Annotated in this window: 16 protein-coding genes and 3 tRNA genes; 12 read left to right on the forward strand and 7 right to left on the reverse strand. The window is 37.6% G+C overall.

Going from position 1 to position 13,282, the window contains the following annotated elements; all coding sequences use genetic code 11:
- Positions 1-43 precede the first annotated feature (43 nt).
- Together DW640_RS07680 and DW640_RS07685 are read right to left on the reverse strand one after the other, a co-directional pair.
- Positions 44-1,294, reverse strand: coding sequence for an efflux RND transporter periplasmic adaptor subunit (locus DW640_RS07680; protein WP_117577751.1), 1,251 nt, complete (start codon positions 1,292-1,294; stop codon positions 44-46).
- A 49-nt stretch (positions 1,295-1,343) separates the two neighbouring features.
- A complete protein-coding gene (locus DW640_RS07685; protein ID WP_090614118.1) occupies positions 1,344-2,816 on the reverse strand; it encodes a TolC family protein in 1,473 nt (490 codons plus the stop codon).
- Between the two features lie 214 nt (positions 2,817-3,030).
- Between DW640_RS07685 and DW640_RS07690 the strand changes: the two genes are divergently transcribed.
- Together DW640_RS07690 and DW640_RS07695 are read left to right on the forward strand one after the other, a co-directional pair.
- Positions 3,031-4,407, forward strand: a complete 1,377-nt coding sequence (locus DW640_RS07690) for a sigma-54 dependent transcriptional regulator (protein ID WP_090614115.1) — start codon at positions 3,031-3,033, stop codon at positions 4,405-4,407.
- Positions 4,404-5,681, forward strand: coding sequence for a PAS domain-containing sensor histidine kinase (locus DW640_RS07695; protein WP_055298434.1), 1,278 nt, complete (start codon positions 4,404-4,406; stop codon positions 5,679-5,681). The genes DW640_RS07690 and DW640_RS07695 overlap by 4 nt, the downstream gene beginning before the upstream one ends.
- Before the next feature lie 632 nt (positions 5,682-6,313).
- Here DW640_RS07695 and DW640_RS07700 read toward each other — a convergent pair.
- Entirely contained in the window at positions 6,314-6,508 is a 195-nt protein-coding gene (locus DW640_RS07700; protein ID WP_008761523.1) for a hypothetical protein, read from the reverse strand.
- Between the two features lie 147 nt (positions 6,509-6,655).
- Between DW640_RS07700 and DW640_RS07705 the strand changes: the two genes are divergently transcribed.
- The 5 genes from DW640_RS07705 (at position 6,656) to DW640_RS23945 (ending at position 8,368) form a co-directional block, all read left to right on the forward strand.
- On the forward strand, positions 6,656-7,393 hold the full coding sequence (locus DW640_RS07705; RefSeq protein WP_182427090.1) for a bifunctional 2-polyprenyl-6-hydroxyphenol methylase/3-demethylubiquinol 3-O-methyltransferase UbiG: 738 nt from the start codon (positions 6,656-6,658) through the stop codon (positions 7,391-7,393).
- Positions 7,394-7,520: 127 nt separating this feature from the next.
- Positions 7,521-7,595, forward strand: a tRNA-Pro gene (locus DW640_RS07710).
- A gap of 34 nt (positions 7,596-7,629) precedes the next feature.
- Positions 7,630-7,704 (forward strand) — tRNA-Pro (locus tag DW640_RS07715).
- Positions 7,705-7,738: 34 nt separating this feature from the next.
- Positions 7,739-7,813: transfer RNA gene (locus DW640_RS07720), tRNA-Pro, on the forward strand.
- Positions 7,814-8,065: 252 nt separating this feature from the next.
- The gene (locus DW640_RS23945) at positions 8,066-8,368 is read left to right on the forward strand and encodes an Arm DNA-binding domain-containing protein (RefSeq protein WP_225011949.1); all 303 of its coding nucleotides are present in this window, start codon (positions 8,066-8,068) and stop codon (positions 8,366-8,368) included.
- On the opposite strand, the gene DW640_RS07730 is transcribed toward DW640_RS23945, so the two are convergent.
- From DW640_RS07730 to DW640_RS07740, 3 genes are all read right to left on the reverse strand, one after another.
- On the reverse strand, positions 8,266-8,568 hold the full coding sequence (locus DW640_RS07730; RefSeq protein WP_187323747.1) for a hypothetical protein: 303 nt from the start codon (positions 8,566-8,568) through the stop codon (positions 8,266-8,268). The genes DW640_RS23945 and DW640_RS07730 overlap by 103 nt on opposite strands.
- 148 nt (positions 8,569-8,716) lie before the next feature.
- Positions 8,717-9,235, reverse strand: a complete 519-nt coding sequence (locus DW640_RS07735; protein ID WP_225665408.1) for a LuxR C-terminal-related transcriptional regulator — start codon at positions 9,233-9,235, stop codon at positions 8,717-8,719.
- A gap of 2 nt (positions 9,236-9,237) precedes the next feature.
- Positions 9,238-9,528, reverse strand: a complete 291-nt coding sequence (locus DW640_RS07740) for a hypothetical protein (RefSeq protein WP_117577758.1) — start codon at positions 9,526-9,528, stop codon at positions 9,238-9,240.
- Between the two features lie 116 nt (positions 9,529-9,644).
- On the opposite strand from DW640_RS07740, the gene DW640_RS07745 reads away from it, so the two are divergent.
- On the forward strand, positions 9,645-9,863 hold the full coding sequence (locus tag DW640_RS07745) for a hypothetical protein (RefSeq protein ID WP_011107487.1): 219 nt from the start codon (positions 9,645-9,647) through the stop codon (positions 9,861-9,863).
- Here DW640_RS07745 and DW640_RS07750 read toward each other — a convergent pair.
- Entirely contained in the window at positions 9,860-10,054 is a 195-nt protein-coding gene (locus DW640_RS07750; RefSeq protein ID WP_011107486.1) for a hypothetical protein, read from the reverse strand. The two genes, DW640_RS07745 and DW640_RS07750, sit on opposite strands and share 4 nt — an antisense overlap.
- Positions 10,055-10,247: 193 nt before the next feature.
- On the opposite strand from DW640_RS07750, the gene DW640_RS07755 reads away from it, so the two are divergent.
- The 4 genes from DW640_RS07755 to DW640_RS07770 all read left to right on the forward strand — a co-directional run bounded on the left by DW640_RS07755 (position 10,248) and on the right by DW640_RS07770 (position 12,824).
- Positions 10,248-10,607, forward strand: coding sequence for a DUF5640 domain-containing protein (locus tag DW640_RS07755; protein WP_011107485.1), 360 nt, complete (start codon positions 10,248-10,250; stop codon positions 10,605-10,607).
- Positions 10,608-10,654: 47 nt separating this feature from the next.
- Positions 10,655-11,164, forward strand: a complete 510-nt coding sequence (locus DW640_RS07760) for a hypothetical protein (protein WP_224207172.1) — start codon at positions 10,655-10,657, stop codon at positions 11,162-11,164.
- Positions 11,165-11,415: 251 nt separating this feature from the next.
- On the forward strand, positions 11,416-12,516 hold the full coding sequence (locus tag DW640_RS07765) for a DUF4062 domain-containing protein (RefSeq protein WP_090614101.1): 1,101 nt from the start codon (positions 11,416-11,418) through the stop codon (positions 12,514-12,516).
- Between the two features lie 50 nt (positions 12,517-12,566).
- Positions 12,567-12,824, forward strand: coding sequence for a hypothetical protein (locus tag DW640_RS07770; RefSeq protein ID WP_090614099.1), 258 nt, complete (start codon positions 12,567-12,569; stop codon positions 12,822-12,824).
- Positions 12,825-13,282 lie beyond the last annotated feature (458 nt).

Genomic DNA, 13,282 nt, shown 5'->3' on the forward strand with positions numbered 1-13,282 from the left:
AATAAATTACCAACCGTATTATCTTCATAATATTATATATTCCTTATTTCAATATCAACTCCTCTGCATCGCCAAAGGTATCATATCCTGTCGTAATTACCCAATCTCCCGTCTGCAAACCTTCCGTAATTTCGTACTGCTGCGGATTCTGCCGCCCAATACTTAATGGTACACGGATTGCTTTTGTCTTCGAAGCATTCACTTTGTAAATCCATTGTCCTCCTGTAGACTGATAGAAATTACCCCGTGGAATAATAAGCGCCCGTTCCGGCTGACCTAATTCAATCTGTACACGGAAGCTTTTGCCAACTCTGACATTATCGGGCATATCGCCGGTAAAGACAAGATCGACATCAAACATACGGTCTTTTACTTCAGGGACGACTTTCGTTATTTTCAGCGGATATTTCTTTCCCTGATAATTGACGGTAGCAGGCAGTCCGGTAGTGATCCTGTCAATGTAATATTCGCTTAGCGAAGTATGTATCTTATACTGATCGAGTACCTTTATTTCGGCAATGCTTTCGCCGGAAGAAACCTGCTGCCCCGGAGTAACCCTGACAAAGCTTAGTTGCCCTTTTATAGGAGCCGTCACCACCAGGTTATTCAATCGCTCATGAGTACGTTCATATTTCTTGTGCTCCCGTTCACGGTCATTGCGAATCAGTTCTTTACGAATCATCGTAACAGCCGAATCATGTCGCAGGCTTTCTTGTTGCAATGCCGCGTTTTTTAGTTTGTAGTTATATTCATCTTCGGCTACTTGTAGTTGAGCCTTACTCTTTACTCCCATCTGAAACTCTTCCCGATCAAGGGCAATGCTCTTTTTCAGTCGTTCCAGTTCATAATTATTCGTCAGAGCCTGCTGCTTCAGATTAAGACTTTTCTGTTCCATCTCAATCTCCTGTTCCTGATAGGTAATCATTTGCTTTTCCCATTCGTCACGCTGGTCTTCAATGCTGCGAAGCAGGTCTGGATTGGAAAGGACGATAATGGTATCCCCCTGATGGAGCAGACTCCCTTCCTCACCAACGATGCTTTCAACGCTTCCCGCTTCGCGGGTATTGATTTTGATAGTCAGTATAGGCTGAATCAGTCCCTCCACATCTACATATTCCATAAAATTATCCTCTTTCACTTCCGCTATCTGAATATTTTCGGCATCAATACGTAATTTTCGGGGGCCTAATGACAGAACAATTACATAAATCAGAAAGGCAGCAAACAAAAGTCCGCCTATCAGATAGTATCTGTATCGAATGTACCAAGGTTTCTTTTCTAATTTTATATCCATGACTTTATCAGGTATTTTATATTTTTATTTATTAAAGCTAAGTAAGTTGCTATTCTATAAGAAGATTGTAATCTTCTGTCAATAGCATATTCCGTTCAAAATCGTAAAGTGTCATACTTCGAAGTGTGTAATATAAGCTCCAATAATTGTACAAAGCCGATACGTAATTACGGCGGGCACTATCTTTCTCGGCAATGGAAGCATTCAGATCAAGGATAGTGGATTTTCCCAGTATATAAAGTTTGCGGGCAACTTCATTTCTTCGTTGAGCCGTTTCATCTGTACGGGCAGCGATACGTACCCGTTGTGTTTGCAGATTAAATTGTTTCACCAGTTTGCGGACATTCAATTCAAAATCCGTCCGATTTTGCTCCACTTGCGTATATACTAGATCACGATTGGAACGGGCTACCCGCACTTGTCCTTTCCCTCTTCCCCAATCTAAAATAGGAAGAGCGATACTCAGACTTACATATTGCTGGTCTAACAGATTCCGATAAGCATCCGGCAACTTTTCGGCAGTCTGCGTCAGTCCGAAACGGAGATAAATATCTGCTTTCAGCCCCGCATTGGCACGGGCTCTTGCCACAGCACTCTCGCTTTCCAGTTTTCTTCGTTTCATCGTCTGTATATCCGGACTATTTTCGTATGCCAATGCCAATGCTTCATCCAGATTGACACTGAAATCCGGCACTTGGGAGTTGATACGCACACGAAGTTCCCGATCTTCCTGAATGCCCAGATAAGAACGAAGTTCCTGCATGCAATTATCCATTTCTATACGGGCATTCATACGATTTGTTTCTTCGGTCAGACGATTCAATTCTAACTGCAGCATTTCATTCTCTGTGATCGTGCCTATATTGTAGCGCCCCTGAGCGTAACGATAGAGCGTGTCGGCATTTGTATAATTGAAAGAAGCAATATCGTAATTACTTTGAGCGGTAGCCAAAGCGAAGAATTTATTAATTGCATTGGCGGAAACAAGTTCCAGTGTTTCCACATAACTTTTCTTGGCTTCCTGATAGCGTACCGGTTCTATACGTTTATCCCATTTCAGACTATTATAACCAAAAAGCGACTGGCGATATCCTATCATGACAGGAGAAGTTTGCCATGAGTATTTATGTTCGCTGAACAAGTCCATACGTTGCGCAGATGTTTCGAGAAAAAGAGAACCTCCGGTCCAGGGAATATTCTGCGACAGGTTCAAAGTCAGATCGGTATTCAACAGATTTTGCTCGACAAACTTAACGGAACCGTCCCCCATTGTAATCTTATTGATGGCACGATTCAGATTAGGATCGGATGACAAACTCAAAGATGGCAAATAGTTAGCCCGATAATATTTGTAGTTCCAGTAAGCCGAACGAAAACTATGTCGTGCAGTCTGTGCATCAGGTGATTCCAGACGGGCTATTTTCACCACCTGCTCCAACGACATCTCCATTGTTTGATTTTGAGCAGCCAGCAGTTCAGTCGACAGGATTCCGAGTGTTATATAGAGTATTTTCAGATTCATTCTTAGATTTATTTGTTATTTACTATTCAAAACCTGTGCCATTCTTATATTTCATTATAATTCAGCTATTTACATTTACCACACTATTACAAGCAGCGTGCAAATACGCACAAATTTAGTGCGCAATCGCACATACAACACATGATTATTATCCATATCTTTGCCCTTGCATTAAAACTTTAGGATAAGTAACGAATCATATACCCCATACCCTATGGATGAAGTCAACAAACTAGGAAAGATACTCATTGTAGATGATAACGAAGATGTGCTCTTTGCCCTCAATCTACTACTCGAACCCTATACGGAAAAGATAAAGGTAGCTACCACTCCCGACCGGATTGAGCATTTTATGACTACCTTTCAGCCCGATCTTATCTTATTAGATATGAATTTCAGCCGTGATGCAATTAGCGGTCAGGAAGGTTTTGAAAGTCTGAAGCAGATTTTGCAGATTGATCCGCAAGCTATTGTCATCTTCATGACTGCATATGCGGATACAGATAAAGCTGTACGGGCCATTAAAGCCGGTGCAACAGATTTTATCCCCAAACCTTGGGAGAAGGAGAAATTGCTGGCTACTCTCACCTCCGGTATGCGTCTGCGCCAATCTCAACGGGAGGTAAACATCTTAAAAGAGCAAGTAGAAGCACTCAGCGGACAAAGTTCTCCGGAAGGGGACATTATCGGAGAATCTCCGGTCATGCAGGAAGTATTCGCAACCATAAACAAACTTAGCAGTACAGATGCCAACATTCTGATTTTGGGAGAAAACGGAACGGGAAAAGACGTGATTGCCCGACTGTTATACCGCTGTTCCCCCCGATACGGCAAACCTTTTGTCACCATCGACCTGGGAAGTATCCCCGAACAACTTTTCGAAAGTGAACTGTTCGGATTTGAAAAAGGAGCTTTCACCGATGCTAAAAAGTCAAAAGCCGGACGGATGGAAGTTGCCACCAATGGTACTTTATTCCTTGATGAAATCGGTAATCTTTCGCTTCCCATGCAATCGAAGCTGCTCACTGCGATCGAAAAACGGCAGATCAGCCGCTTAGGAAGCACACAGGCCGTGCCTATTGATGTTCGTCTGATTTGCGCAACGAATGCGGATATTCGCCGTATGGTGGATGAAGGAAGTTTCCGTCAGGACTTACTCTATCGTATTAACACAATTGAAATACATATTCCCCCGCTCCGCGAACGTGGGAATGATATCATTCTGCTTGCCGAATATTTTCTGGACCGTTATGTACGCAAATATAAAAAAGAAATGCGTGGCTTGACACGGGAAGCCAAAAATAAGTTATTGAAATATACGTGGCCGGGCAATGTACGGGAGTTGCAACATACAATGGAACGTGTCGTAATATTGGGAGACGGTTCTTTGTTAAAACCCGAAAACTTCCAGTTCCACGTCACCCCCAAGCAAAAAAAGGAAGAAGAAATTGTTTTGAACCTTGAACAACTGGAACGGCAAACCATTGAAAAAGCAATGAAACTTAGTGAAGGGAATATCTCACGTGCTGCCGACTATTTAGGCATTACCCGCTTTGCCTTATATCGCAAACTTGAAAAACTAGGCTTATGAGACGATTTGCATTCAGAGTGATTTTACATATCTTACTGATAGTATTGTTTTCTATCAGTAGCTACCTGTTATTTCAAAAGCAGTTATGGTTCAGCACTACTATCTGCATTATATTGCTGATAACCACGGCTATACACCTTTACCGTATGCAGTTCAAACAAATTGCCCTATTGCGACGACTGACAGACGGCCTCCGCTATAATGACATGATGCAAACTTTCCATCCACCTTTCAAAAACAAAATAATGAATGAATGGGCGGAAGAACTTTCGGATACTTTAAAAGATTTTCGGGGAAGATTGCTGGCAGAAGAGATCAAGCACCAATACTACGAGAACTTATTGAACAAAGTTGATACGGCAGTGCTTGTTGTCGATAAAGCCGGACATATAGAATGGATGAATCAGGCGGCCGTTATCCACTTAGGACAAATATCACAATTGCCGGAAACATTGCTAAAGGCTTCTGTTGCCCATGACACCCCCGTCATCCGTATCGAACAAAATAGCACTGTGCTGGAAATGGCCATATCACGCACTACATTTGCCACTCAAGGTAGAGAACAGCAGTTAATCAGTTTAAAAAACATTCATTCTGTATTGGAACGCAATGAAATGGAAGCCTGGCAAAAGCTGATACGCGTGCTGACTCATGAAATCATGAACTCTATCACACCAATCATTTCTCTTTCGGAAACATTAAGCGAGAGAGGGATCCCCAGTCAACTGGGAGAAAAAGAATATTCTGTTATGCTGCAAGCCATGCAGACCATTCACAGAAGAAGCAAAGGATTACTGGAATTTGTAGAGAACTATCGCCGGCTCACACGAATCCCTGCTCCTATTCGTACACAAATTTCTATTGCGGAATTATTCACGGATTTAAAGAAATTATTTCCGGAAGAAGAGTTTCAGTTTGAGGTTCCCTCGCCCGAACTGAAATTAAATGTGGACCGAACACAAATAGAACAGATTCTTATTAATCTGCTGAAAAATGCCCGTGAAGCATGCAGTCGGAAATCAGATAAGAAGATTCAGGTAAAAGCAAGAAAACTTTCTGCCGGAAATACGACATTAACGATATCTGATAATGGAGAAGGTATTCTGCCCGATGTGCTGGATAAAATATTTGTTCCTTTCTTTACCACCAAAACATCCGGTTCGGGGATCGGATTAAGTTTATGCAAGCAAATCATGACTTTGCATGAAGGAAGTATTAATGTTAAGTCGGAAGTGGGTAAAGGAAGCAGTTTTATCCTTACTTTTCCTAAATAAGAGCCTTTGATATTTGCATCTTGATGTGCTATTCTTAAGATTACGTCCCAAAATTATTGTACCAAAAGCAACAAACCAGAAAATAAACTGCATAAATAAATGCAATAATATGCGAAAACGCAGCCTGATATTGCATAAAACGGCATAATATATACATCTTTTCGTATGTACAAAACACTTATTGGTTTAAAAGGAACACCTCGTTGGTTTTAAACCAACGCTACCTTGCTCACCGAGGAACTTATTTTTCCTTGATGCGAAAGAGATAAAAAGGCGATTCAGTGCTTGTTTTCATCTGATTTATTAGAATTATAAGCAAGGCAAGAAGTAGCATAATGATTATCATTAAGCCATTCATCCAGCTTAATGATTAGCAACAAGGGAAAGAACAGTTCAAGTCGATCAGTATATCAGACAATTAATGAAATTATGTACTTTCCTATTTAAAGATGCAGGCGTTTATTGATTCTTAGCTTATGACAGATGTAATTATAGCCCTTCCTCCCTGTTTAAATATTCTTTTTTTCAGAATGATCGTTTTTTCACTAAACGAATAGACTAATCTGAGTCTGGTATAGCCCGAATATTCATTATGCCTGCTGATCGTCTACTTAAAATAGCAGAGGACTCGATCATCCTCTGCTACCCAAACTATTTGTATCAGGATTCAACTCCTTTACAGCATCTTTTACCGCTTTCTGGGTCGGTTTACGGTAAGTTTCCGCTTGTTGTACCGGAACAATCTCATTGACCATTCTTTCATATCCTTTTTGTTCTAACAAATGAACTTCCTTTTCATTCGTTTCTTTTTGTTTTTCCGTTTTCATATGGCTTTTTTATTTTTAGTTTTCTACTTTGAAAACAGAAAACAGCAAAAGATGGTTCATCCTATCTGATTTTATTTTCAGTTAATTCGTCCCAATAATCGCATAAATGCATATATTTGCCCATCTAATATGAACCTCATTGAAGTTATGAAAGAAAATAAATATGACGACGACCGCTTCTTCAGCCAATATGCTCAAATGTCACGCTCTGTAGAGGGATTACAAGGTGCCGGAGAATGGCATATATTACAGAAAATGCTACCGGACTTTACAGACAAGAGAGTACTGGACTTAGGCTGCGGATTTGGCTGGCACTGTATCTATGCCATCGAACATGGAGCAAAGTGTGTTACAGGAATTGATATTTCCGGGAAGATGCTGGAAGAAGCTCAAAAAAGAAATTCTTCACCACTCATCGAATATAAATGTATGGCAATCGAGGATTTCGACTTTCAACCGGATACTTATGATATCGTAATCAGTTCCTTGACCTTTCATTATCTGGAATCTTTTATTAATATATGCCGTAAAGTCAACAGCTGCCTCACAGCAGGAGGTTCTTTTGTTTTTTCAGTAGAGCATCCGATATTCACAGCCTATGGTAATCAGGATTGGTATTACGACCAAGATGGAAAACGTGCTCACTGGCCTGTAGACCACTACTTCAGTGAAGGCAAACGTACTGCTATTTTTTTAGGAGAAGAAGTCGTGAAGTATCATAAGACTTTAACTACATATATTAATAGTCTTCTTCAGACCGGATTTGAAATTTGTGAATTGATAGAGCCCCAACCGAGTGAAATGATGCTGGATACTATTCCGGAAATGCAAGACGAACTTCGGCGTCCAATGATGCTTCTTATTTCTGCCAAGAAAAAAAGTTGACTTGCAAACAGATGAATTTCAGTCGATTGTAATTTAATCAATAAAAAACATTCATTTAGTTATTGATAATTAAAAAATACTCCCTATCTTTGCACCGCTTTTGAAAAGAACAACCCTTTAAAAGTAGCGGGGTGTAGCGCAGTCCGGTTAGCGCACCTGCTTTGGGAGCAGGGGGTCGTGGGTTCGAATCCCGCTACCCCGACTACAAAGGAAAAGGGAGTTCGGTTAAAAGTTTTCGGGGTGTAGCGCAGTCCGGTTAGCGCACCTGCTTTGGGAGCAGGGGGTCGTGGGTTCGAATCCCGCTACCCCGACGAAAAAGGAAAAGGGAGTTCGGTTAAAAGTTTTCGGGGTGTAGCGCAGTCCGGTTAGCGCACCTGCTTTGGGAGCAGGGGGTCGTGGGTTCGAATCCCGCTACCCCGACGAAAATTTCAAGTTAAGAAAAATTGAATGGTGTTGAGCTGATACAGTTTGTATCGGCTTTTTTCGTTTATGTAAATTAGACACAATTATACCCCGTTTTGGGGTAAATAAAGAGGGTATTTCTTTGAACTATCTTTGAACATGTTTCTCTATTTGCATCCGTTTAGGGGAAATTAAAGCAATCTCCTATCAAATTACCCCGATCCAAGCTGTTTAATGCAATTTTAAACATTTAAAAAACATTAAAACAGTATGGCAACATTTAAAGCGATCGTTTTCCAAACAGGAAGACATATAAAACAAGATGGAACATCCAATATAAAAATTAGAATCTATCATAATAGAGAATCTCAGTATATAGCCACCAGCTACTATATCCAACCCGGAAACATGGATGACTCCGGACGAATCCTGCCAAACGTAACAAACGGCGAAATGATAGAGTATGTGGGTCATACGGTTAGTTGCATTAGTTGTTTGATAATGTTGTCCGGTACTTTATTATGCAGGTCCATCATTGCGCTGGCTGTTTCCAGTTCTGAACGCTTCACATAATATTTCCCTCGTTCCTTATTATTTGCCGGATAAAATTTGATCCAGGCTTTTTCGCGCCATTCTGTAATCAGGCGTTTTCCGTATATATCTTCCGCTTGTGATATTGTTACTACTTCGGGGAGTAGTCCTAACATCGTCAACGTTTGAACTATTCCGATCTTAATACATCGTGCTACCATCATTTCGAAGCAATTTTCCATAATCTCTAATAGGCTGTTTCTTTGTTTAACTTTTGAATGGTGTTGAGCTGATTTACTGAAACACATCTGCATCTCTATGCTATGCTGCCTGATTAATATTGATTTTAGAGTTTACTTGTTATTGAAATAGATTGTTTTTCCTAGCATACTAAAAGAACTCTGCCAAGGAGTGGACATTTATACGCCTAAAGGCATTCCGTTTATGTGTACGTACAGTTTCCAATGAAATGCAATACTTATCTGCTACTGCATTTTCTTCCATCCCTTCATAAAATGATCGCATAACGCTTAACTCACGTTCCGAGAGTGTACTATTAAATTTTGGTTTACAGATTATTCCTTCATATTTGCATTCACCCTTTAACGGACATTTGACCTCCTCAAAGTGAAAGTTTCCCATCTGATCAATATCCATTGTTGAATCGAACTCACCAAAATTACATTTAAGAAAACGACGTACTATTGAAAATTCAAACCAAGGAATATTATACCGTCGGTCTGTATATTCCAATGATGCTTTCTCCAGTGCTTCTGGCCAAAATATTCCCATTCGAGTTATGATTTCGGAAATAAACTCCCGATTTGACTGTTCCAATTGACGCGTACCACATTCATCGGTAATCATAACTTCACCTTTAGGAGTGAAATAAAATTCCATTCCAGTCATAATCATTCCTCCTTTCTTTCAGGAAATAAGGTTGCGACATCTGATTGTAAGATCTCAGCCACAATCTTTTTTTCAACCATACTGTTAGGTTGGGTATATCCATACATCCAGCAACGAACTGTATGACGATTACGTTGTGTCGCTTCTACAATAGCTGTAATAACATCTTCTTTAGGAGCTGATATGATAACTGGACAACGTTCTGCCTTTGGTAAGGCTGCAAAATACTCTGCGAGGGGTAATTTTTTGAGATTTGGGACAATATTATTGTCCGAACCATTTTTTTTGCTCATATTTGTAATGTTTTAAAGATTACGTTTTAAAATGTTTAATCGAAAGACACGGAGCTCTGAATCAAGTTTCTCAGGCCGGATGCAGGGCTTCCGTTTCTTTACTAAATGAAACTGTTATGAAAAATTTTATCAAGGTGATTGATGCCTATGATATTGAAAAGGTTATCAACATTGATTTTATCCAATCTTTATATAAAGATGAAGATTACACTATTATCCGATTCAGCAAAGATGATTGTATTTACGTCAAAGACTCTTATGAAGAACTAAGTCGTAAGCTTCTTAAATTGCCATCTGAAACAAAACCGTCTACACGTAAGACAGGACGAGGTTAAGAATCATCCTTTTTCTTGTACTTCTCCGGAAAGATGGCTTCTTTCTCTTCATCTGATAAGTAAGTAATATACTCTTTGATGAATAGATAGATTCTCTCGGCTGAAGCTGCTACTGCGTTAGATGAAGCGTAATAGGTTTCAGTATAGTGATCGTAAGAATCAAAGGTTTTACTAATAGTTGCTTGTTGCACACACCATTTACGTAGTTTAGTATCCTAGTGATTGTGAATTAGACGAATAATAGGTCTCCGAAATGTAATTCCTAATATTATAATGTATTAATGAACAAATAATATGTAGTTCCTTATAATATAAAAGGATATTATAGAATGACAAGAACGCCTCAATAAACTAAAACAAAACAACTTATAAAACTATAGTATTATGAAAAACATTTTATTCACACTTTTTGCTATTCTCATCTTAACTAGCTGCAGCAAAGATGAAGAAGATTGGACTGAACTTAACAGCAATAACATTATAGGTTATTGGTCGACAGGAATCGAAGGTACTCACAAATTATTAAGTTTCGATGAGGATGGTACTGGCTCTTTTGGAATTTACAGCAATGCTACTCCAATTTCCTTTCAAATGTTCGATTATAAAATCGAGGAAGGTAGAATCTATATTTATGATGTATATCCAGATGAAAAGACTCCATATTATTTAGATTGTAAGATATCAGGCACGACTCTTAAAGTCGAAACTGGAAGTGAAGCTGGAACCTATAAGAAGCAAAAATAAAAGAATTTAGGAGCCCAATTAATTGATTATATAACACAAAAAACAATATGATGAAAAAGTTTTTTTATTTAACTGCAATACTAACCATAGTTTTGGTTTCATGTAATTCAGAAAAGAAGTATAAAGAAAAACTCTCTAATGCTGCTTCCATGATTGAGAAAGAAGCTAATTTAAGTGAAGCTATAGTTCTTACCTATTGTGATACTTGGAGAAAAGTAATTTATGATCATGAATACAATGGGGAGTATTGCACCGATTTCAATGAAGCCTTAGCAAAGCTTAATGAGTTCATAATCACAACAGATACGTATAAAAGGTTAAAACAAAAGAGAGATTCAATCGAGACTATAATGCCACTACTAAATGATTATCCTTCAAATTGCAAGGATGCTTATAATGAGTTAGTATCAATATATGCGGATGCAGATGAATTATTTAGATTTGCAGATGATCCTAGAGGGTCTTTATCTACATACTCAACAAAAACGACAGACCTTTTTCAAAAGATAGAAAAGTCCATGAAAGAATTTAAAGTTAAGCATATACAAAACAAATAAATAAGGAGTCTAGTAAATGATTGTATAACTAAATAGTCAAAATACATGGGAAAAGAAATATTTTAAAAAGGTGATCGAGTTCAAGTTGAACGGATTTATCCTAAAGAAGCCCCCCATAAAGGAACTTTTGAGGAAATGGATAATAATGGTGATTACGTGATTAAGCGTGATGATCTGCAAGAAAACAGGACATACAATCCCAAGCGAGTGAAGAAAGAAGACTAATAAAAACTCAAGATATAAATAATATTATGGCAAAACCTAGAGTCTTTTTAAGTTCAACATACTATGACCTAAAGCATGTAAGAGAAAGAATAGAACGGTTTCTTGTTAATTTTGGAATGGAACCTGTTCTGTTTGAAAATGATAATGTTACTTTCGAGTTCAATAAACCATTAGACCTGTCATGCTATAACGAAGTCAAGACTTGCCAAATGATGGTGCTTATTGTTGGTGGACGGTATGGAAGTACCGCATCAGGAGAAAAAGTTTCTCAAGACAAAAAAGAGCTGTATGAACAATATGTTTCAATAACAAGAAAGGAGCACGAGACAGCTACTATGGCCGGAATACCTTCCTTCGTGTTTATTGATAAAAATGTTTATGCAGAATATCAGACATATAAGAAGAATAAGAAGATATTTGAGGATAAAATACCATTTAATTTTGCCCATGTTGATGACATTAATATTTTCAAATTCATAAGTATCTTAGAGCCCACGACTGCAATTAAGACATTTGATCATGTTGAAGAGATTGAGAATTATATAGAGAATCAGTTATCAGGAATGTTGTTTTTATACCTTCAGCAGTTACAGAGAAGAAAAAAAGACGATGAAATGTTAGATGCAATTTCTTCATTAGAAAATATATCTCAACGAATGAACGAAATGCTATCTGCCATTGGTCGAAACATTCTAAAAGACTCTGGGGATTACACTAAAGTTATTTATAATCAAAATTTAATTATTTTTAGATTTTTCAGAGACTACTTCTATTCTAATATCTCCTTTACTAGAAAAGAAGAATTGCATTATGATGATTGTATAATGATTGTTAAGCAAATAACATCTTTAATATTTAATGATTCTTTTATAGCAAAACTCACAAATGTAGATAGATACACAGAAACATATTGGAATATAATGAATGAACAGTATTTAGCTATTATAAATAAAAACAAGAAAGAAAAGACAATTGAATTTATTGACATGACTGGTTTGCAAAATATTATCTGTAAATATTTAGATAATATATATCCTATTGTAAAAGACAATCAGGATATGAAAAATCTATTTGAAACAACCATCTTAGAGGAAAGCTTAGAAGCCATCACAGGTTTGCCTTTTTGAGTTCTTTTACAAATAGGTAATCTTATAGCAATTAATAATACAGAATTAAAATGAACGTTACAAATTATCTAACCAACTACGGTATAGAACAAAAAAATGGTGATTTATTTTATAAAAGCTTACCTAGTGGAAACTATGTTATGTATTGGCAATCTAACAATGACATAGATGTTTATCTATGTAGATGGCTTCCAAGTTCTCATGAAGATTTAGATGATTCATGTATTATTGATAAAATATTATCTTTCGATGATTCGAATGAGGATAAGGTGACTAAGTTTAAGCAAATGCTTAAAAATGAGAGATGAATATAGGTAAAGAATACAAAAAACTTAATAGCAATATAATTGATATGGTGGCAATAATTCTTTTCTTCAATAGACTACTTGCAGTCTCATACAATTCGTTCAATGTATATACTATAGCGTAAGCAATGCCTGCAAATAATAGTACAATAATCAGGACGATAAGAGATGCCAAATAAATATTTTCCATGTTTTCTATTAAAATATAGACAATGAATAATGTTTCTACAAAAGATTGGATTGAATGGCTCATTATGGGATTTAGTTTTTTGTTTAGTTTATATGTATATGTCAATCATACAAGAAGGCTAAACAGGCAGCAAAAAACAATCAATGATCAACAATCCCAAATTAATGATTATATCATCAAAGAAAATGAAGAGCAAGAAAGAAATAAAAAGAAAGCTTGCATCATTTGTAAGCCCCCGATAAAGTACCCGTTGTCTTTGTATCTTTAAGTC

It is taken from the genome of Bacteroides sp. AM23-12, from assembly GCF_003434395.1.
Classification (GTDB): domain Bacteria; phylum Bacteroidota; class Bacteroidia; order Bacteroidales; family Bacteroidaceae; genus Bacteroides; species Bacteroides thetaiotaomicron.